Genomic DNA, 21,277 nt, shown 5'->3' with positions numbered 1-21,277 from the left:
TTATGAAAAGAGTATTATTGATAACATTAATATTGGTTCTTGGCTCTTGTTCTTTAAAGCCAGCGCCACCACCACCAGATGCTCCTACTGTATATGAGTCATATCAAGCAGCTATGCATGATAATACAGATCATATAGTACATGAAGGTTCAATAACAGATCCTAATAGTACAAAAAGTAATTTAATTAAGCCTAAAAAAATACTAATCCCGAGTATGAATGGCGTGATATTAAATCCAGATCTTACAAAAGAACAGGCGGATTTTAATGCTAATTTTCCGATGTTACCTAACCCACAAATACTACTTTATATCTATCCTCATTTTCAAAATGGTTTACCAGTACACGGTACTTATACAACGATGAGTATGTATAAAAATAATCATTATGCTTTACCAAGTGAAGTTTTAACAGGTTTAAATTCAAAGGTGTACCAATGATACAAACGATAAAACAAACTTTAAGTGGTATTAAAGGATTTTATGATTTTAGGGACTTTGAGTCACGTAAGAAAGGTGCTAAAAGCTTTCAAGTACCACCATCATTAGCTAGAGAAATACGTATAGCTGAATATGATCATAAAAGAGAGTTATTTTGGTTATCAGATGCTAAAACTCCAGTAGCTATGTTTGAGATTAAAGGTATAGCTACAGAAGGAGCTACAGATGAACAGTTAAAGACATATCGTGAAAATATTTTTAACTTAATATCGGTATTTCCGCAATTAACCCAAGATGAATCACCTTGGATAGTGCAAATGTATGCTAAAGATGAAAATGATTTTTCATCTGAATATCAAAGAATAGTTAACTCTATTGATGAAGAGCTTAAAGATACTAAATTAACAAAAACATATCTTAATTTAGTAGATAAGCACTTTGATTATGTTACAAAAGAAGAAGGATTATTTAATGATACTCAAGGTAATTTATTTAGAGGTAAGGTAAGAAAGGTCCGTTTAGTATTCTATAGGATTAATAAGAAAAATTCGTATGAAAAAGCATTTAAAGAAATTATTTCAATAAGAAAGGCTATTGAAACAAGATTAAATACTTTATCAAGCTTTGATGTTAAGTATAAGCGTATTGATGATAAAGAATATTTTGAGTGGTTATTTCATAAGTTTCATATGCAAATTGATGGTCTTACTCCTAAAGAGTATTTAAAGAAAAATCCTTTTGTAGAGCGTAAAGATCGTGCTTATGGCTATAATTTGGTAGCTAATGCATTAGCAGCACCTATTAAATCAAATAAAGAAAAAGGGATATGGAAGATAGGTGATACCTATCATCAATTCATATCAGCTTTAGCCTTAAAAACTAGCCCAAAAATCGGTAAAACCACAGCTGAATTACAAACTGAAAATGCTTTAGCTAAAGCATGGTTAGATGAATTACCATTAAACACTGAATTTTATCTATCATTTTTAGCTATCTCTAAATATGACATAGAAAAGGAATTTGAGAAAAAAGAAATAGATGCTAAAAGATCAGGGACATTAGATGCTCAAGCGACTTTAGTTGAGATAGAACACTTTAGAAATCAATTTTTACATAAAAACTATGTGTATCCAACAATAGCAGGATGTTATATCTCTGCTTTATCAGAAGAAGACTTAGAAATTAGAGAAACAGAAGTTAAAACATCATTAGAGCATTTACCATATGAAGTTTTAAGAGAAGATTATGATTTAGATAGATTAGATAAATTTGTTAGATTTCTACCAGGTAATTATGATTATATATTTGATGAGTATTATAGATGCTCAAGAAAAACAACAGTAGAAGATTTAGCTAGTTTAGCTCCTATAGGTTACGGTAGAACTTCAGGTGCTGAGATTCCTTTATATATTAAATATAATCGTAATGGAGAGATAAGATATAAAAATCCAAACTCAGATAAGAAAAACAATAGACATGAGCTAACTTTAGGGACTACAGGTTCAGGTAAATCTGTTAATCAGGCAAGTGAGATTATAGCTGAAATGGCTTTAATCAAGCCATATATGGTTATTATTGATGCAGGTAAATCATTTGAATTTGTTGTTGATTTCTTAGAATCACAAGATTTAAGCGTTAATAAGATTGAAATTAGGATGCCTGAGAAAGGTAAACTTCCTGAGGTTTCTTTAAACCCTTTTATGTTTACCAAAGAATGGTTAGAGCAACATCAAATGCTTGCAGATTTACGTGAATTAGAACGTGAATTAGCATTACAAGAAGCAATTGAAAAATCAGAAAATATTTTTGTTAAACATACTTCAGATAATCAAGAAGAAGTCCAGGAATTAGAAGAAGTCGAGCAGCGTGATTATATAGCTGAGTTCTTAAATTCAGCTTTGATTATTGCTTGTAATGGTAAGAGTATGGCTGAGGCTTGCCTTAATGATCAACATAAGCGTGATCTTATTGATGTTATCCAAGAGCTAATGCTAGAGATAGCCGATCAAAATAGACAATTATTACCTGAAGATATTGAAAAAAGGCTTTATGAAAAAGCCCATAGTTTAGCTACTTCAAATAATCCTTTAGAACGTAATAAAGCAGAAAGGTGTGATGTATTATATGCAGGGTTTAATTCATTCTTAAACAATGCACTCAACCGTTTATATTTCAATCGCCAAGCTAAACCATTTAAGGTGGTAGATGTCTCATATTTTGAATTAGGGATTTGGAAAACTGATAGTGAAAGCTCAAAGGCAAGTAGAGCTTTGGCTATGAATAATTATATATCTCAACATATGAGCTTATGTGAAGCTAGACAGAATTCAAAAAGATTAACCAAAGTAGTTATAGATGAGTGTCATATTCCATTATCACAAGATTTAACAGCAGTCCAAATAACACAATGCGCTAAGATGTCGCGTAAGATTGGTTTAGATCTTAAGCTTTTAACTCAAGATCCAGCAGATTTTACAGGTGTTGCATATAAGTTATTAAATAACTTTGAGCATTATGAAATTCTATCTTTTAACGATGATACTGTACTACAAAATGTGGCTAAAATGCTTTCAGGATTAGGTGAAAGATCACTACCTTTAGCAAGAAGTATCAAAAATGAGAAAGGTAAATATACCGAGTCATTAGTTGTCAATCAAACAAGATCAATGCTTTGTCGTAACGTTGTACTTCAAGAGCCTCTATATATGGCTATGAATGAACCAAATGAAAAACAAGCGCGTAAAGAAATTGCGAAAAAATTCAATACCTCTGAAGTAGTTGCAGCATTTATTCAGGCTCAAATAGCTAGAGGTGAAGAGCCATCTGTTGAACAAGCAATTAAGGATTTAAATTTATGCAAAAGTTAATTTTTATATTAATGATATTCGTATCTATAAGTGCTTATAGTCAAAAGCTAGAGGTATTTGTACCTTGTAATCAAGAGGTTGAGTTTTCCTCTCAAGTCAAAATTTATCATGTTGGCTGTGAGAAAAAGCTTAATAAAGAATTATCCCAAGCTGTATCACAAGATTTATCTAATAGAGAACAAATAGCTAAAGAGTTTGTTCAAAAACATAAAAAGCAATATAAAAAAGACTTTGAGGATAGCTCAAAGATGAGTGTTTATGGGCTTAAGAGTTTACCAGCAATAGTTATTGACTCAAAATATGTTGTCTATGGCACAACCAATATTAATACAGCTATTAATAAATACAGACAAGGGCATTATCAATGAAAAAGCTACTGTTATTAATAATCTTATTATCAGCTATTAATGGCTATAGCCTTAATACCTTAAATATGGCTATGGATGAGATGGCTGGTATGGCTTCTTATTCAAAATATAATGTGGTTGGTGGTTGTACATGGGCAACAGAGATTTATCCATTTGTAATGGAGACACCACTAGTAACAGAATATATTCCTGATTTATTAATATCAGTATTTCCAAGACTTGGTAAGAATCCAGTACTTAATTTGAATATGCAAGATCAAGCTTTTAATGCAGCTGGGCAAGCTCAAACAGTTAGTATTACTGGACTCTCTGGTGGCGCTGGTAATTTTGGTCAAAATCCAGGCTCTGCAAATATGAATAAGTTTTTTCAAGTTGATATAGAGGGTAATCCAGGGGCTTTATTAGTATCCTCAGTAACACCATGGAATTTACCTCCAGCAACGATACCTTATCTACCTTATTATTCATCATTTTTGGATATGTATTTATGGCATGACCCTGCTTTAGAAATAGCATTACATCCTAGCTCATACATTCCTGGTATGAATAATATAGGAAGTAGTTTAGCTCCATGGGGATCTTTATATCCTCGTTATGGAGTAATAGCACAAAACTCTGAGTTTAAAGCAGCTGCGGTCATTGCAGAGCGTGCATTATCAATAGTTACCTCAAAAACTAGCATAGCGGCACATATATATACCCCATCACTAGAAGGTTCACCTTGTGGTACATATTGTCATATAACTTCAACACCAACTATTAATGATAATGACACTGCAAGATTTCAATTGATATATCCATCAGTTGAAAGTCAGTTTGATAAAGATGAAATAGGTTTTAACGATCTTACATCAGCAGAGTGGTTTTATAAATCATATAAGGTTGATGAAGCTATTAAAGGCAAGAATCGTTTTGTTTGGTTAGTTTGGCGCAAGTATAAAGGATGTGTTCAATATCCTGGTACTTTGACTGATGTAATAGATTGGAGCTAATAATGAATGATTTATTAAGTGGTTGCTATATAAAGCTCTCATCACAAGGAAGAATCTCAAGATTAGGTAAGCATAGCTCACATAATGGCAAGAGATTTATTAAATTTTCAGTGGCTTATAACATTATGGGCCATGTTGAGTATATTAATTTTGTAGCGTATGACAGGTTAGCTGACCAGATAGATGAATACGCAAAAATAGGTACAACTATATATATTGAGTCTGGGGTACGAACCAATAAATTTTTAGATAAGAAATCAGCTAAAGAAAAATATATATCAAAGACTTCATACCCAGTAGAAGCTTTAAGTTTCATAGCTAATACAAAATATATGGTTGATGCTAAGGATATTTCACAACAAGAACTTAAAGAGTATCAAGACTCAGTTAAAGACATAGATGCTATTTCAATAGCTAAGAATTTACTTAAAGATGCGGGTTTTATAATTTCAAAGGGGACGGATAATGAGTAGTTTTTTAAAAAGAGTATTTTTATATTCAATATTATCAATAGCAAGTACAGCTTACTGTGATAGTACCTATAACTCTATAGTTCCAGGTTCTTCAGACTCACCACTATATTATAAAGTAGGTGGTGGTAATGTTGTTCCAGTTGCACCATCTTTAAGATCATCATTAAGTATTGATATTAATGGTCTTGGAGCAGCAGGATATAACTGTGGTTCATTTAACTTAGGATCTTCCATTAGTAACTCACTTAATGGCTTAGAAAATACAGCTATGAGTATGTTTAATAATGTAGTTGACTCTGCAACAGGTGCAGTAGTAGAAATGCCTGCTTATATAATTGCTAAGGCAAATCCTTCTTTGTATCAGTTATTACAAAATGGTTTATTTTCAGGGCAATGGGATATAAATACTGGCCTTAAATCATGTCAACAAATGCAAAGTGACATTGATAACGGCAGAGATCCATATTCAGGGATGTTTTCAACATCACAAGCTTATTCATGGAAAGCTTTTCAAAATAACTCTTCACCTAAAGTAAGAATGAATAATTTAACTTATACTCAATCATCAGCATCTGATATATCTTTAGCTAGTCAAAAGGTAGCTCAAGATAATGGTGGGTCAGGAGTACCTTGGATACGTGGTAATTATAAAAATGGTGCATATTATGCAGGTGGTTTAGGTCAACCAGCTATACAAATGACATCAGATATGACTGTAGCTGGAGTAAATGCATTACTTTCTCGTAGTGATTTTGATTCAAAATCAGCTATCCCAAAAACAGATGGATTATATACATATTTTAAAACACCTCAAGATGCAGCTGATTGGGCAGTGTCAGTATTAGGTGAGAATGATATTCATACAAGCTCAACGTCAATCTCATCAGCTACCGCTGGTAAAGGATTATTACCTTTAGTTCAAAAGCAGTATCAAGATATATATCAAGATTTATTTGATATGATAAATGGCTCTAAAGATATTGATATAGAGAATCTAAAGAAAGTTTCATCTGATAGGGTAATGCTATCAAAACAAACAATTCAAGATATCCAAGGTGATAGCTCAATTAATAAAGATTTTGAGATATCAACATTAGCTCAAGGAGTAGCTTCATCAAGAGTTGTCGATAAAGCTCAAGAGCTAATAATAATTTTACAAGCTGCAAGACAAGTACCTTCAATTGCTACTAATAAAACAGCACAAGAGTTTATTGATCGATATATTTCAACATTAAATCAACAAATTAACTTAGTAGTTAATAATAACGAAACATCTAAGAAGTTATTAGTAAACACTATTGAGACTCTTAACCAAAGCCATAAGCAAAAAGAAATGGTTGGTAATAGCTCAATAGGTATTAGTCCATCAAAAGCACCTTTAATTAATGGTGTAGTACAAAAGGAGAATAGCTAATGATATTAAATACTTTAGGTATCCCACAATTATATGGAGAATTAATTGGCTGGTGGCAGTTTGATGTTTGGTGGGCAATTATCAAGTCATCAGGATTATTCTATATTCCAATTATTTATATATTTATGAATGATATTGTTGAGCCTTTCTTATCACAAGATTATAGAGCAGGTTCAGTAACATCTACAAAAAGGTTAATAGTTAATTTCTGTAAGATGATTTTTATATTATTTATCTTTATTTTTCCGTCAATTGGGATTCATGCTAATGCTATTGAATTTCAGGCTAAAGGCAAGAGTAATACAGTTTTTGATAATAGTAGTACGTATTCACAAAATGTACCTAGTGCGCTTACTAAAGATTCATTAATTCAAATGCCAATAGGCTTTTATTTATGGATTAATTTAGTTACAGGAGCAACAACAGTTGCTTATGATAAATTATCAGATGCTACAACAATTAGAGAAGCACAACAAATAGGTACAGCAATGCTTATATCTAATGTTAAGCTACGTCAAGAGTATGCTGAGTTTTTAAATGATTGTTATCTACCGTCATATGCAGATATGACTAATGATATTAAAAATGGTAATACTCCTAGTGATAAAGATTTAAGACAATGTATTAATACTTCAGCTATGATGGGGGTATTTCCTATAGGTTGTAATTTCAATAGAACATCAAATAAGTTTTTAATTGAATATTATTATCCAAAATACTACTCTCATCAGCCAATTGAAGGGTTTAAGTTTAATCCAGTTAAAGGCTCACCAGATGAAATAGCTAATCAAGCTACACCTAAACCAAAATACGGATCACCACGCTGTGATGCATGGTGGGGTGATGCTAATCCTAATTCATTAAGAAATAGATTATATAATGATTTAAATTCTCAATGGATGAACATGAATCCAAAAAAAGGAGATTTAATATCTTACTTTAAAAGTATATTTAGTACTTCTTATTCTCAAAATGAGCTAGAAGATGGCGTAATTGATATCTTCTTACAAAAGTCATTTGGTGGAGCTCAATTTATTCATCAGTACTATACTGAAGGTGATTATCTAAATAATAACAAAGTAGGTAGCTGGGAAAGTTGGTACGGTAACTTTTATCAAAAGTATATTGGTGGTTTTGCAGCCTTTATGTCATCAATTGTGGCAATGTTACCTTTAATACAGATGTATTTAATAGTGGCTACATTAGCAAGTTTACCAATAGCTTCATTATTTGCCTGTTATTCAATGAAATATGTTGTATCAGCATTAGCAACCTTATTTTGTTTAATAACAATGACTTATTACTGGCATTTAGTGAGCTTTATAGACAATTTCGTTAGAACCTCAATTGAGATCGATAAGCATACCAGTTCAAACATATTATCAAATATGACATCAGCTATATTAGGAGATGGTTACTCAACAGGATCATCTCAAATAAGTTCATATTTAGATTATGTAACAGCATTTATGTATTTAGTATTCCCAACAGTCTTAACAGGGATGATTGCATGGGGTGGAGCTAAAGTAGGTGGAGCTATTGATAAAGGGCTATCAGTGGCTAGAGATGGTGCTAACGAAACAGAAAAAGGTGCTAGTGCAGTTAATAATCAGGCAATGAGCCTTATAAGTAAATTAAGTAAGTTTATACCATGATTTATAAATCATATTTACTAAATAATGAGAATCTAGATTTATATTCATCTGATTCTTGATGATCGGTTTTAGCACCAAGCAGAACCGAGAGACTAAGCAAAGCACAAACAAAAGCACCAGCAGTGCCACCAAGCGAAAAACCAATAGCACAAGCTGGAACTAAGATAATAGCAAAAATAGCAAGACGGAGTTTTAAACGAGCCATGAAAAACATCCTTAAAAAGTTACCTAGACCAATAGTTAAATTAACTAAGTTATTTATCGGTTGGCTAGTGATATTGTACATACTATATATTATAGGGAAATTATTAATACAAAGCCAAACAGTTTTTGTAAATATATATAATTTTCTGACAAGTTATTCATTTTTATTTAGCCTTTTTCAGCTAATAGTAATCATTTTATTTAGTGTTTTTTATAACAGTTATACCAAGCGTAGGTTTAATGAAAACCTTAAACGTCAAAATCTAACTTTAGATGATTTAGATGAGACAGAGAAATCTCGAGCAAAACTTATGAATAGTGGCTGGAGTATTTTTAGTCTTTTAATAGTGATCTTTGTAATGGTTCATATTAGCTAAGGATATAGGTATGAAAAGTTTTCTTAAAAACCTTAATTTAAAACTTACTAAGATTATAGGTAATCCTGATCATTCTATGCCATTAGAAGGGATATTAAGAGATCCATTAGAATTTTCTTCCGCTATTTTAGCATTAAGCTTTTGTTTGTTTTTCTTAATATTTAATGCAGGTCTTCCTAGTGGCTTTAAATATTCAATAGCTCTGCTGTTTTTTGTAATCTTTGTTAAAAGATTCTATCAAGGCTTATATATATACCTTTATCAAAAATATATAAATAAAAACCCTACATTTAAGATAACAGTTCAAGAGCTATATAAACATATTGAAAATAGAGGCCCTAAAGAGAAAGTTTATATAGGTAAAGGCTTTCGTTGGACACCACAACATACTCAAAGATATTACGATCTTGAGTCTATTCAGGAATTTTCTAAATATGTTAATAGAGATACTCCTGATCCTTTAGGTGGTCTTTATCATATTCATGGTGTGGATTTAATGAATGAAGAAGACATCTTTATCGAAAGAGATGATCGTATAGGTCATATGCTTTTTTTAGGTGCTACTAGAGTAGGTAAATCTAGATTACTTGAATTATTTATAGAACAAGATATAGCGGCAGGTAAATGTGTTTTTATTATTGATCCTAAAGGAGATAAGGATTTAATTAAGCGAGTTATATTAGCTGCTATTAGAGCTGGTAGACTAGGTGATTTAATGATTCTTCATCTAGGTTTCACTAAAGAATCGATTAAATATAATCCAATAAAGACTTTCCAAAAAATCTCAGAAGTAGCTACAAGAATAGCTTCTAAATTACCAGGAGAGGGTGATTCAGCTGCATTTGCTATGTTTGCATGGAGATTCTTATATATAGCAGCTTGTGCTATGGATGCTATTGGTGAAGAAATTAATATAAAGAGAATTAAAAAACATATTAAATCATTTGATGGTTTATTAGTTCGCTATACGCAAAAGTTTCTTGGATATGACGATCAAACTTTTAAAGAAAAGGTTTTAGATAGAGAAATTGATAGAGCTTTTTTACCACGTCATCTACAAGATAAATCAGATGATACGATTAATAGTATTTTATATTTACAAGAGCGACAAGCTTCTGATAAAGATTTTGAGCTTGACGATATCCTGGAAGATATTATCTCAGCCTACTCTTATGATAAGTCTTATTATGACAAGATAACAGCATCATTATTACCGTTCTTAGATCAATTAGATACGTTATCTGAAATAACTTCATCATCAGATAATGCTAATGAATTGATACTTAAAGATGCCATAGCTAATAAGCGTATTGTATTTTTAGGGTTAGATGGGCTATCTGATAATGCCATAGCTTCATCTTTTGGTTCAATGTTTTTTGCTGATATGGTTTCAACAGCAGGTTCAGAATATAAGTTACGTGAGAAATTTAATGATGTAATTGTACATGCAGATGAATTTAATGATGTTATAGGTGATGACTTTATTCCACTTCTAAATAAGGCGGGTGGAGCTGGTATTCAAGTTGTGGCTTATACTCAAACAGATAATGATATTGAGCTAGGATTTAAGAGTAATAAAGTTAAAGCACTTGTTGCCAAAGGAAACTTTAGAACTTTGGGGATGATGAGGGTTACAAACAAAGAAACAGCTGAGTTCTTTAATCAAAGGTTACCTAATGTAAATGTTAAATATACAACCTTTGGTACAAATATGCATGACTCAGACTCTTCACTAAGAGGAACTGGGGCGACATCGGCTGACTCAATAGCTCAAAAAGAAGTACCTTTGATACAAAACAACACAATTATGTCTCAACCAGTAGGGCAAATATTTCTCTCAAAAAATGGTAATCATATATATCACGCCAGATTGCCACTAATTGATGAGGATTTAACGTCAACTATTGGAAGTATAGAAGATGAAGGTGGCTTAGGTAAGATAATCCAAGATGTTAATTTAAAGAGATTCAAGCTTAAACAGTCTGATGTCATTCACTCTTCATCCGAATCTTTAGCAAATGTGGGGAATCTACATAAGGAGCAGGATCATGTTTAGAGATATTTTTGAAACTATATCACATATTCTGCTAAGTCTAGTATTTGCGGTACTTTTAGCTTTAATGCTAGATCTTATTTTCTCAGGGATATATTCATATATTAATGGCCAAAAGGGATTATATGCATTAGTAGGAGATTACCAAGCTAATAAAGCCTATACCTTTAACTTTATAAATTACTATTTAGATATTTTAATGCATTGGGTTGGGATTCTATCTGACCAGTTAGCTACATTCCCATTAATTCAGTTATTTAGTGATGGGGCTTTAGTAACAATAATCATACTTATTCAGAAGTTTATTATTTTAATTCAATCAATATATATCTACATAGTAATACTTCTATTTTTTATTTTTGATGGGGTTATTTTCAGAGAAATTAGAAGATATCGAGCAGGTCCAGAATCTGTAAGACGTAAAGAATTTGAGGGCTATAGCACTCTTATAGAAACATTAATGATAAATGGTTATTTATTTCCAACAAGTATCTTATTAAAGATCTTTGGCATTGATGTTTATTTATCACCAGCAATTTGGTTTTTAAGCCTTGGTTTTATCGCAGCATTATTCCATAGGCTTAAGTTTGTTTATATACAGAAATATTTATAGGGGAAAGATTATGAGATCAGAATCAGCAGCAGTATATTCGTATTACGATTATTTATATAACAAAAATCTAAGAAAAGATGCTTTTAAAGAGCTATTTGACTTAGTTAAACAAATTAAAAAGACAAGATTTCAAAAATCAGATTATATATATATAGATGATTTAGAAATAGCTATAGCTAAAACATTGGCTATGTTTCAAGCTATCCCATTAGATAAGTACCTAAGCTCGCAAGGAGATTATGGTCACAATATCTTTCAAAGAAAGCTGTTAACTCATTATTTGAAGTCACTTACAGAACAAAAAGATGGACTTAAATTAGCGCCATGTGTATTTATTATTAGAGTTTTAGCATTAATGTTCTATGAAAAGGATAATATTGCTAATTTTCAGTATCGTATCAAGTATAAGGATATTGAAGAGAATATATCCAATCTAGAGCCAATCTTATACAAAAATAAATATCTATCATATTTTGATAAAGAAATGCCAGATGGTTCGATATTAATTTACCCACTTAATCATGGGGAAATTGATATTAATATCAATTGGCTACAAATGATTAATCAGATAATCCCAGAACGCTTAAAACATTACTTAAATAAGTCAGAATCAAGAGATGAGTATATTAAGTTTCTTAATTATTTTGTTACAAATAATTACTCAAGTATGGTTGGTGAGTTTCTTAACCAAATAACTACTGAAGCTATCAAAGATCAAGTATCTGAAACGACTCCAGTTTCAATAGAAATAGTTAAACCAGTAGAAAAACCTACTAATAGCAATATAGATATTTTAAATCAAAAATACGATGAATTATTAGAAAAGCATAATGCTTTAGAAAAGAAAGTAGATGACTTTATAGGTAATCAAGAACCTCATCAAGATGAAGATGAAGATGAATATAGTTTTGATATAGAGGTATAAGGGGGATATATGAAAAAGATTAGTTTAATTATGATAGTGATTTTACTTAACAGCTGTGCTTGTTTTAAAGCTCCAGTTAAGCAAAGTATTAATGTATACAGTAAAGAAATAACTTCAAAACAAATATCTATTAAAGATACCCAGAAAGTAATATGTGTATCTAAGGTAGTCGGTAAAACTAAACAGATAAATGCTGTAGGTTATTTCATTAAATTATATTTAGAAAGATCAGGGTTTAAAGTCACTAATAATATTAATGCTTGTTTCTATAAGCTAGATATAAACTTAACATCAATCTCAGGTAATAATCAAAGCTATCAGATATCTAGTAACGTTAGTTTAAGCAAGAAAATCAATCTTAAAGATAGTCTTATTATGTCTGACTTAAGTCATTATTCAAACTTAGATTACACAACACAAAATAACTGGGATTCGAAGGATTATCAAGTCAATGTAATCGCTAATAATATCAATATTAACGACTATTTAAATACATTAGCTATACAAGAGCATTTAGCTACAAAAATAGTAAATTTGACTTCAAAATAAAAGGGGAAAGTTATGTTACATATTAAATATAATATCCAATCAAAAGAGCTTAATTCATTACTAAATATCAAAGTAAAAAATAATAAGTTTTTATTTTTTGCTGCCTTGTCTAAGTTAAGTTCAATATACAACTTAAGTACACAGGGTCATGAATTAGCTAAAACAGAGCTATATAAGATAATTTCTGAATTAGAGAAGATTTTAAAATCATATTCAAAAGAGATACAAAAGTATAAACAGACCTTACAAAAATATGATATCCAGCTTAAACCAATAAGAAGTATAGATGTGAATGTTGGTGGTTATGTAGCTCTTAAGCTATTTGAAGCTTTAAAGAATATTGATGTTATCCATAAACGAAATCACTGTGCCTTTATCAAAACAGGACGTAATCCCAAAGATAATATAATCCATGAGTACTCAAGAAAGCTCAAGGCTTTATTATCTCAAATCAATCAAATAAATGTTCAATCGTTAATCCAAGCTATTGATGATAAGGCTGTATAGGTGAGTATTATGAGTTATTTATTGAAACAATGACTAATGAGTTAATCTCAAAATCTGGTTAAGAGGAAAAGCAATATGAGTAAAGAAATATTTAACACATCAATCATTAAGAAACAAATATTTATTTTAGAGAGTAAATTAAAAAAGCTGGATCAGGCTAAAGAACTTGAGTTAGAAAATAAGAAACTTAAAAACCAAGTTAAACAGCTTAAAAAAACAGGTATTGCTTTAAAGCAAAAAATTAAGGAGTTAACTACAAATACTAATAATAAAAACGAGGATAAAGATATTCAAGAATGTTATTTTGAAATACTTTTCTTATGTACTTCAATGCTAACAACACTATCCCTAGCTAAGTATTCTAAGAATATTTCAGAAGAGGATAAAATTGACTTTATAAAGTTATATAAAATAAAGTTAATTAACCAAAGATCACACGTAGAAACCTTAAATCAGATTAGATTTCTCTCTAGTAATATATTCAGGTTAGATATAGATTTCTCATTTGTCATATCAAGAGATTCTAATAACATAGTAGATTACTATAATGATCTTTGTTGTATCACGTGCTATTTATTACAAATATGTGCAACCAAGAATCCTAAGTTATTAAAAGAGCTAAGTAATTATGAAGATAGTCTTAATAATAATATAGTCTTAAATAAAATAGCTCATACGAATAATATAAGCTATTTTACTAATATTTTTCTAGATCTCTTGATTCAAAAAAATATAACTTCCATAAATCATCAATACAATCAAACAAAAGTGAGTGTCTAAGATGGAATTAACATTAGAAAAAAGTAATATTGATTCATGCGAAAGTAGCAGATGATAATCAAAACCCAATATATAGAAAAACAATAGAGTTCAAACATCAATATTTTTGTAATCTTATAGCAAAAAAAGATAGTATATATAGAGATCAATCATTAATTGACCTTGCTAGAAAAATATTAACCGCAGCTTGACATTCAAAATCCGATTTGCAATAATAAAATTATCAATACTGATGATGGCTATGTGCCTGAAACTAATTAAAATTAGTCTATTGAAAGTGCTTACCTGTACCGAGAATCAGCACACGGCATTCCAAGAATGAGAAACAGGCCCGTTCCTACCTATAAACAATCCCTAGGATATGTTTAATAATGATTTGTACTGTAGTACTTATCGGATATATCTAGCTATAGGTATATTTAAGGAAATTACGAGTGATGTTTTTCCTTTTATATTTAAAAGCACATCATATTTTAATTTATATTTTCTACCAGTAGGTAAATCTTTGCCTACTGGCTTTGATTATACCTATTGTTTTAATAATCAATAAGGAGTAATCAAATGGAAAAAATAAAACAAGATATTAACTTAAATCAAAGCCAACTTTTTGAGCTTATGAGATATAAACTTAAAAATGAAATGGACGAGGCTAAGTTAAAAAGTAATAAAGAATTATTAGAGGAAATAGATAAGCGATTTAAAAGTTATATTAAACCGCAAAGAGTATTTTCAAAGTTTGTTATTTGTAGTATTACGCTAACTAATATTATGATAGCAGCCCCTTGGATATACATATTTCTTAACCACTAATAATTTAAAAAATATGATGATTCTTAATTAGGTATTTAAAAGCTTATTAATGATCAAGATCATATATTAATTTCATTGAAGGGATTATCTCTTTAATGTCTTTGAACCATCTTCTTTATGAAGATATAACAATTTAATAACCCTAGAGGGTATAACAACCCTCAAAGGTGTTGCTATATCTTCTACAAAAATAAGGAGACGTACGATGAGTACATTAAATAGATTGACACTAATTGGTAGATTAGGACAAGATCCAGAAGTTAAAACTACAGAAAAAGGCTTGAAAATAGCTAATTTCTCAATTGCAACTAATGGTGGCACTAAAGATAATCCAACAACAACTTGGCATAGACTTACTGTTTTTGACAAGTCTGCTGAGTTTGTAGAACAGTATTATCACAAAGGTGACCTTATTTTAGTTGATGGTGAGTTAGAGAATAGAGCTTACAATGATAAGGATGGTAACAAAAAATACCAGCTCCAAATCAAAGTAAGAAGAACTCAACCTTTATCTTCAGCTAGATCAACTAACAATAGTGACAATATACCGACAATGGAAGATTTAAATACAGTAGATGACATTGCTTATTAATTTATTTAAATTTCATTAATATCAACTTGATAACATAACCCACTAGGGAGACATCTCTAGTAGGAAGTCTCCCTTTTAAAAGGAGACTTAAGTTATGCAAAACATTAAAAGCTTTTTTAGATATCTACATTCTTTAACTCCTAAAGCAAAAGCTGAAGAAGGTCAAAGAAGAAGAGAAGCATTGAAAAGAAGAATCTGTTCTTTTGCTTAAGATATTTAAAATTTGAATTGAATATTGATCTTTTATGATCAATAATCTCACCAGTAGGTGTAATTATACCTACTGGTATGGTTATATCTACTGTATTTATATATAATGGACAACAGGAGTAATAACCGTATGGAAGATTACATGAAAGAACAAAACAACAATACTGGCTTATCACAAGATAGTCTAATAAATCTTTTTTTGCATACTGCAACTAAAGAAGATTTAGCATCTCATAAGGCAGAGGTCGATAGAAGATTTAATGAAATTGATAGAAGATTCAATGAAACTAATAAACATATAGATGATTTGAAAGCTGATATGAATCGAAAATTTGATAAAATAGAGCGTTTATTCTACTTTATTGGTGGTTTAGTTGTAACCTCTATAATAGTTCCAATCGTTCTACCATTAATCAAAGTAAATCTTTAATCTCAATATTCAAACAAATTAATACCTATATCTAAGGCTACTTTTGTAGCCTTTTTTATGATATTTAAAAATTTAGATTAGATATAAAATACTAAGGTATCCAAATTCATCTTAGACTAATTTCAGACCCACTAGGGATATAATTTATCCTTAGTGGGATTGTTATATTCCTATTTAAAAAAAATAAGGATATAACAATGAAAAATAATATTTTTAATTTAGCTGAAGAATTAACAAATCAAATAATCACTCAATTAGAGTCTGGTATTGTTCCTTGGCAAAAAGAATGGGTTGGTACTCCTGCATATAACTATATCACAGGAAAAACGTATTCTACTTTAAACCAAATGTTTCTTAAAGGTGGCGCTTATTTAACTTTTAAACAAGTTTCTCAGCTTGGTGGTAAAGTTAAAAGCAAAGCTAAATCTTCAATGGTGGCTTTTTTCTCTTTTTATGATAAAAAAGAAACTGTTACTAACTTAAAAACCAATGAAGATGAAGAAATAACAATAACAAAGGCTTGTTTGAAATATTATCGGGTGTTTCATCAATCTGATATTGAGAATATAGAATTTGAAGATAAAGATATTTCTTTATTTGATAATTCTAAAATAGAAGACGCGGAAACATTAGTTAATAATTATTTCAATAATACTAGTTGTACTTTAGATATTTGTTTTGGTAGTGATAAAGCATTTTATAGCCCATCCCATGATGAAGTTGTAATACCTGATATTTCACAATTTAAGTCTTCTGAGTCATATTATGCGACATTATTTCATGAAATGACTCATTCTACTGGACATATCTCTAGATTAAATAGAAATATGGCTAGTAAGTTCGGTTCCAAATCGTACGCTAAAGAAGAGTTAGTCGCTGAGATAGGATCTGCTATGTTAAATAGTATGGTTGGTATAAGTAGTCAAAAATTATTTGATAATTCTGTTGCTTATATTGATGGTTGGATTAAGTCTCTTAAAAATGATCACAACCTTATAGTTCATGCAAGCGCAAGAGCTGAAAAGGCTGTAAATCTTATTTTGAGTCAGAATACTTCTAAAATTAAAACAGCGGCATAAGGTGATTATCATGAAAAACTATCTTATCGAAATTTCTGTTGGATATTTTAGTGTAGAAAATACATCAATTGAAATTAAGGCTAAAAGTAGAGAAGAAGCCGAAAGGCTTGCGTTAGAGTCTGCCGATCAACATCGTGCTGATCACTATTGGAATCACTGTGGTGATTTTGATGTTAATTATCAGGTTGAAGGCTTTTCAGAAATTAAGTGATTTATATCTAATCTAAATTCAAATAATTTTGGCACTATTTTTTTAATTACTGCCAAAACTAGCTATTTTAATACTTGAACAATCAATAACATGATCTTTTAGTTTTAAATCTGGATTTTCAATATTTTTGTAGTAATAACATTTTTGAAAGTCTTTATCTTTATTTGTGATAATTTTATAATAACCAGCTGGAATAGCTTGGCCAGATTTTAAAGTCTTAGGATTGCTATCAAAGGTTACAATATCAAGCACTTTCACATTTCCTAGCTTAACAGCTACAACCCTTGAATATCTTTCTGCTTTACTCCACGCAGATCTATTTACTTTTGGATACTGAGGCGTCATATTGGCCATTGAGAAGGTTGCTCTCTGAGCTTTTTCATCATAATTAAAAGCAGCATTAGGTGCTAAATGACCGCGATCAAATCCTGACTTCTTATAAGAATAAGAACTCATTCTATATTTTTCTGGAAGGCGCTTGTCTGGATAGAACTTACTCTTATCTCTACTAAGTTTTTTCTTATATAAATTTTCTTTTGTAAGACTATACTCAACTGCTAGTGCTGATTTATATTTATAATCAAAGCAGATATCCATATATTTGTTGTGTAATATTTGACTACATTTGAAACTTGATAAAGCCAGTTTATTGTTTATCTCAGCATGTGCAAAATTAGTAAGAGATACAAACAATATCCCTAAAAAAGTCAGTTTTCTATATATCATAATCTAAAATCTCTAATGTTAATTGAAGTTACTACTCTTCCTATAATCTCAGCATCTGATGGATTTTTTATATCATCATTATTTTGAAATTTTGAATTTAAAGGCATTAAGCATAGTTTATTATTCTCTTTATAAAGAAGCTTAACTGTTGCTCCCTCGGAGTTTCTAGCAACAACCACTTTACCTATAAGGTTTTGAGGACTTACTTCATTTGGATCTATTAGGATATTCTCACCTTCACAAAGAGTATATTTTGAATATTTAATATTTAATAATTGTGATTCTGAAAAGTCATATAGCATACTCTCACCTTCTACCTTTAGTGAAAATCCATTTTTAGGTACAAACTCAGCAGGTACGCTTAAATAGTCAATAGGTTCAACAGTTTCTATACTTTCAGTAAATTCACCAGCTTGTACATAACTTAGTACAGGAACATTTACTATTGAGTTAAATTTATCAATATCCAATCCCAAAACCTTCATTACAGCTTCATGGCCATCATAATATGGTTTATTAGTACCAGCAACCCACCCTTTTATAGTTCGTTCACTTTTACCAATAATTTCTCCTAACCTTTTTTGGGTCATCCCAATTTTCTTTAGTGCTGGTTTGAGATCTCTTTCGTAGATAAACATTATTGCTTTAAGTGAGTATGTTTGAATAAATTATATTTGTATTTTCTATGTCAATCAATAAATTTATAAAGAAATAGTGCAACATGACTTCCCTTTTATTTAAAAACCCATTATATTTTAAAGGTGCAGTATAGTTGCATTTTAATAATAAAGGACTAAAAATGGAATGGACTACAAATACATGTATAGCTCTAGTTGATATGCAAGCTTTCTTTCCAAGCTGTGAGCAAATCGACTTTCCAGAGTTAATGAATAAACCAGTCGCTGTAACTAATGGCGAAGCTGGTACATGTATTATTTCAAGTAGTTATGAAGCTAGAGCTTATGGTATTAAGACAGGTATGAGAATGCAAGAAGCATTACAGTTATGCCCTGAGCTTATCAAAAGACTATCTCGCCCTAAAAGATATGCTGAAATATCTGGCAAGATAATATCAGCACTAAGAGATATTACACCTGATATAGAAGTATTTTCTATAGATGAATGCTGGATGAATTTATATCCTGTATTGGATCTATATAAAGGGATAGAGAACATAGCTAAGCTTATTCGTAAAGCTGTATATGATAATAGTGGTGGCATAAATTGCTCTATAGGTATATCAGAAGGAAAGCTAACAGCTAAGTTTGTGGCTGGAGTTAATAAAGGTAAAACAGCAATTGTACCAGCTGATAAAATTAAAGAATATATGGCTCCATATACTTTAGACAAGTTCTGTGGAATTGGTGATAAAGTTCTACAATATTTAAATGATAGAGGTTATAAGACTATTGGTGATCTACAAAAAGCTCCTCACAACTTACTTTCAACAAAGTATGGTATTGTTGGCAAAAGAATCCAGTCAGCATGCAATGGGCATGATCCAGTAGAGTTGGTTACTAAAGAAAAATTGCCCAAGTCAATTGGTCATAGTAAACAACTACCTTTTACCAAAGACAAAGATGTAATTGAGGCCATACTAATTCATTTAGTATATAGACTTACAAGAAGAATGAGACTTTTAAATATTAAGTCTAAGTCTGTAGGAATATATCTTGCTTCAAAGCAAATATACATTAAGAAAATATATTACTTTGAAAAAGCTAACAACTGTAACCATATATTCATTAAAGCTGTAAAAGAACATATGAATTTATACAAATCCCAACCACTTCTTAAAATTGGTATTAAGTGTTTTGAGGTGGAATATAGTGATGCTGAACAATATGACTTGTTTTGCAAGCCATATGACTCTAATCATTTAAGATGTGATATAGCCATGGATGAAATAAATAAAAAATTCGGTGATGGCGCTGTACGCCCTGCTCTTGAATATATAGTGGATCAGCTAGAGTTAGTGCCAGTTATTGCATTCAATTTTGATGCTACTTCAAAGGCTAAGAATAGTCTTTAAAGTGAATTGATTAAGGAGATATAAATATGCATAAATATTGTGTTATCAAAGAAACTCAAAGTATGAGAAATCTACTATCTATCATTAAAGCTAATTATAGATCTGAATGTGGAGATACTATAGTACAAGAAGTTAACTTAGAGCATGTATTAAATAGAATTGATAACAAAGATATAAGAACACTAGTAAAAAGTGGTTGGCATGATATAGAAACAATTCTAGGATATGAGATGAGATTATTGGAAATGAACGCTAAAAAAAGTATATTTAGTAAGCTTAATCGTAAAAGTAAAGATATGTATTTTATTGCAAAGGTTAGAGCTGATGAAACATCTACAGATATTTTTAAATCTATATTTAATGCCTCAAATTTAAAAGTTGAATTGATGGAAATAAAGATATAATTTCTTGAGAAAGTTTGTGCTTTTGATTTCAAAAAACTAACTTTCGCAGAGAAACAAGGACGCATAGCGTTCGCTACTCTTTCCAATTTAAACAAATATGTGGCTTCTAGCCACTACATCTAGTAGTCAAATCTAAGAAATTAATCAACAAAAAGCAAGGTCGTATTGTTTGACCATAGAAATAATTTGCTCAATTTGCTTAGCAAATCAAGAGTATTAATTATGTATATGAGTGTACAAATAGTAGACTTTTAACTCATTATGATGAGTCCAAAAAGCTACTGTTTTAACTGTAGTTGAACAATAAAGAACCTTACATTTGCATTAAATGAAGTAGAAAATAAAAGCAAATATCAGTGCTTTCATTAGGAGCAAAGCCTATTTTTCGATAGAAAAATAATGACGTTAGTCATCTGCTTTACGACTTTTGGAAGCATAATCCGATAGGATTTATATTTGCGATTATTCTTCTACAAATGTAATGGGATTGATTGATTTTGTGATGATGACTACCGCCCTCGTCACTGTTATTTGGGACAGTGACGTAGGGCGGAATAGCCCACGTA

24 protein-coding genes are annotated in these 21,277 nt (G+C 30.5%); 21 read left to right on the top strand and 3 right to left on the bottom strand.

Features of this window, described 5'->3' with window-relative positions; all coding sequences use genetic code 11:
* Window positions 1-2 precede the first annotated feature (2 nt).
* The 7 genes from F3D62_RS07350 to F3D62_RS07320 are packed head-to-tail and all read left to right on the top strand — an operon-like array spanning window position 3 to window position 8,209.
* Window positions 3-440: a hypothetical protein gene (locus tag F3D62_RS07350; protein ID WP_150467607.1), complete on the top strand. Its 438-nt coding sequence runs from the start codon at window positions 3-5 to the stop codon at window positions 438-440.
* On the top strand, window positions 437-3,307 hold the full coding sequence (locus tag F3D62_RS07345; protein ID WP_150467606.1) for a TraC family protein: 2,871 nt from the start codon (window positions 437-439) through the stop codon (window positions 3,305-3,307). Before F3D62_RS07350 ends, F3D62_RS07345 begins: the two co-directional genes overlap by 4 nt.
* Window positions 3,295-3,675: a DUF1525 domain-containing protein gene (locus F3D62_RS07340; RefSeq protein WP_150467605.1), complete on the top strand. Its 381-nt coding sequence runs from the start codon at window positions 3,295-3,297 to the stop codon at window positions 3,673-3,675. Before F3D62_RS07345 ends, F3D62_RS07340 begins: the two co-directional genes overlap by 13 nt.
* The gene (locus F3D62_RS07335) at window positions 3,672-4,667 is read left to right on the top strand and encodes a TraU family protein (RefSeq protein ID WP_150467604.1); all 996 of its coding nucleotides are present in this window, start codon (window positions 3,672-3,674) and stop codon (window positions 4,665-4,667) included. The genes F3D62_RS07340 and F3D62_RS07335 overlap by 4 nt, the downstream gene beginning before the upstream one ends.
* A gap of 2 nt (window positions 4,668-4,669) precedes the next feature.
* A complete protein-coding gene (locus F3D62_RS07330) occupies window positions 4,670-5,140 on the top strand; it encodes a single-stranded DNA-binding protein (RefSeq protein WP_150467603.1) in 471 nt (156 codons plus the stop codon).
* On the top strand, window positions 5,133-6,554 hold the full coding sequence (locus tag F3D62_RS07325; protein WP_150467602.1) for an integrating conjugative element protein: 1,422 nt from the start codon (window positions 5,133-5,135) through the stop codon (window positions 6,552-6,554). Before F3D62_RS07330 ends, F3D62_RS07325 begins: the two co-directional genes overlap by 8 nt.
* Window positions 6,554-8,209: a conjugal transfer protein TraG N-terminal domain-containing protein gene (locus tag F3D62_RS07320; protein WP_150467601.1), complete on the top strand. Its 1,656-nt coding sequence runs from the start codon at window positions 6,554-6,556 to the stop codon at window positions 8,207-8,209. The genes F3D62_RS07325 and F3D62_RS07320 overlap by 1 nt, the downstream gene beginning before the upstream one ends.
* Window position 8,210: 1 nt before the next feature.
* On the opposite strand, the gene F3D62_RS07315 is transcribed toward F3D62_RS07320, so the two are convergent.
* Window positions 8,211-8,414 (bottom strand): hypothetical protein, encoded by a 204-nt coding sequence (locus F3D62_RS07315; protein ID WP_150467600.1) that lies wholly within the window; start codon window positions 8,412-8,414, stop codon window positions 8,211-8,213.
* Here F3D62_RS07315 and F3D62_RS07310 point away from each other — a divergent pair.
* The 12 genes from F3D62_RS07310 (at window position 8,413) to F3D62_RS07255 (ending at window position 17,549) form a co-directional block, all read left to right on the top strand.
* Window positions 8,413-8,790 (top strand): hypothetical protein, encoded by a 378-nt coding sequence (locus F3D62_RS07310; protein WP_150467599.1) that lies wholly within the window; start codon window positions 8,413-8,415, stop codon window positions 8,788-8,790. The genes F3D62_RS07315 and F3D62_RS07310 overlap by 2 nt on opposite strands.
* A gap of 10 nt (window positions 8,791-8,800) precedes the next feature.
* Window positions 8,801-10,846 carry a conjugative transfer system coupling protein TraD gene (gene traD, locus F3D62_RS07305; RefSeq protein ID WP_150467598.1) on the top strand — a complete coding sequence of 682 codons (2,046 nt, stop codon included), beginning with the start codon at window positions 8,801-8,803 and terminating at the stop codon, window positions 10,844-10,846.
* Complete coding sequence (locus F3D62_RS07300; RefSeq protein ID WP_150467597.1) at window positions 10,839-11,456, top strand: hypothetical protein; 618 nt, start codon at window positions 10,839-10,841, stop codon at window positions 11,454-11,456. Before traD ends, F3D62_RS07300 begins: the two co-directional genes overlap by 8 nt.
* A gap of 10 nt (window positions 11,457-11,466) precedes the next feature.
* Complete coding sequence (locus F3D62_RS07295) at window positions 11,467-12,381, top strand: hypothetical protein (RefSeq protein ID WP_150467596.1); 915 nt, start codon at window positions 11,467-11,469, stop codon at window positions 12,379-12,381.
* Between the two features lie 9 nt (window positions 12,382-12,390).
* The gene (locus F3D62_RS07290; protein ID WP_150467595.1) at window positions 12,391-12,930 is read left to right on the top strand and encodes a hypothetical protein; all 540 of its coding nucleotides are present in this window, start codon (window positions 12,391-12,393) and stop codon (window positions 12,928-12,930) included.
* A 12-nt stretch (window positions 12,931-12,942) separates the two neighbouring features.
* The gene (locus F3D62_RS07285) at window positions 12,943-13,437 is read left to right on the top strand and encodes a hypothetical protein (protein ID WP_150467594.1); all 495 of its coding nucleotides are present in this window, start codon (window positions 12,943-12,945) and stop codon (window positions 13,435-13,437) included.
* Between the two features lie 75 nt (window positions 13,438-13,512).
* Window positions 13,513-14,217, top strand: coding sequence for a hypothetical protein (locus F3D62_RS07280; protein ID WP_150467593.1), 705 nt, complete (start codon window positions 13,513-13,515; stop codon window positions 14,215-14,217).
* A 561-nt stretch (window positions 14,218-14,778) separates the two neighbouring features.
* Window positions 14,779-15,027 (top strand): hypothetical protein, encoded by a 249-nt coding sequence (locus tag F3D62_RS07275; RefSeq protein WP_150467592.1) that lies wholly within the window; start codon window positions 14,779-14,781, stop codon window positions 15,025-15,027.
* 205 nt (window positions 15,028-15,232) lie between these two features.
* A complete protein-coding gene (locus F3D62_RS07270) occupies window positions 15,233-15,619 on the top strand; it encodes a single-stranded DNA-binding protein (protein WP_150467591.1) in 387 nt (128 codons plus the stop codon).
* A 340-nt stretch (window positions 15,620-15,959) separates the two neighbouring features.
* Window positions 15,960-16,259: a hypothetical protein gene (locus tag F3D62_RS07265; protein WP_150467590.1), complete on the top strand. Its 300-nt coding sequence runs from the start codon at window positions 15,960-15,962 to the stop codon at window positions 16,257-16,259.
* Window positions 16,260-16,456: 197 nt separating this feature from the next.
* A complete protein-coding gene (locus tag F3D62_RS07260; RefSeq protein ID WP_150467589.1) occupies window positions 16,457-17,338 on the top strand; it encodes an ArdC family protein in 882 nt (293 codons plus the stop codon).
* A gap of 10 nt (window positions 17,339-17,348) precedes the next feature.
* Window positions 17,349-17,549, top strand: coding sequence for a hypothetical protein (locus tag F3D62_RS07255; protein WP_150467588.1), 201 nt, complete (start codon window positions 17,349-17,351; stop codon window positions 17,547-17,549).
* Window positions 17,550-17,591: 42 nt separating this feature from the next.
* Here F3D62_RS07255 and F3D62_RS07250 read toward each other — a convergent pair whose 3' ends face one another.
* Window positions 17,592-18,275 (bottom strand): DNA/RNA non-specific endonuclease, encoded by a 684-nt coding sequence (locus tag F3D62_RS07250; RefSeq protein ID WP_150467587.1) that lies wholly within the window; start codon window positions 18,273-18,275, stop codon window positions 17,592-17,594.
* Complete coding sequence (locus F3D62_RS07245) at window positions 18,272-18,913, bottom strand: LexA family protein (RefSeq protein ID WP_150467586.1); 642 nt, start codon at window positions 18,911-18,913, stop codon at window positions 18,272-18,274. The genes F3D62_RS07250 and F3D62_RS07245 overlap by 4 nt, the downstream gene beginning before the upstream one ends.
* A gap of 161 nt (window positions 18,914-19,074) precedes the next feature.
* Here F3D62_RS07245 and F3D62_RS07240 point away from each other — a divergent pair, with 161 nt between their 5' ends.
* Both F3D62_RS07240 and F3D62_RS07235 read left to right on the top strand, forming a co-directional pair.
* The gene (locus F3D62_RS07240) at window positions 19,075-20,307 is read left to right on the top strand and encodes a DNA polymerase IV (protein ID WP_150467585.1); all 1,233 of its coding nucleotides are present in this window, start codon (window positions 19,075-19,077) and stop codon (window positions 20,305-20,307) included.
* 26 nt (window positions 20,308-20,333) lie between these two features.
* On the top strand, window positions 20,334-20,711 hold the full coding sequence (locus F3D62_RS07235; RefSeq protein ID WP_150467584.1) for a normocyte binding protein 2b: 378 nt from the start codon (window positions 20,334-20,336) through the stop codon (window positions 20,709-20,711).
* Window positions 20,712-21,277: the final 566 nt, after the last annotated feature.

Origin of the sequence: Francisella sp. SYW-9, assembly GCF_008711465.1 — a bacterium.
In the GTDB taxonomy this organism is placed as follows: domain Bacteria; phylum Pseudomonadota; class Gammaproteobacteria; order Francisellales; family Francisellaceae; genus Francisella.
The sequence above is the reverse complement of the archived record's forward strand: the minus strand, read 5'-3'. Positions and strand labels throughout refer to the sequence as shown.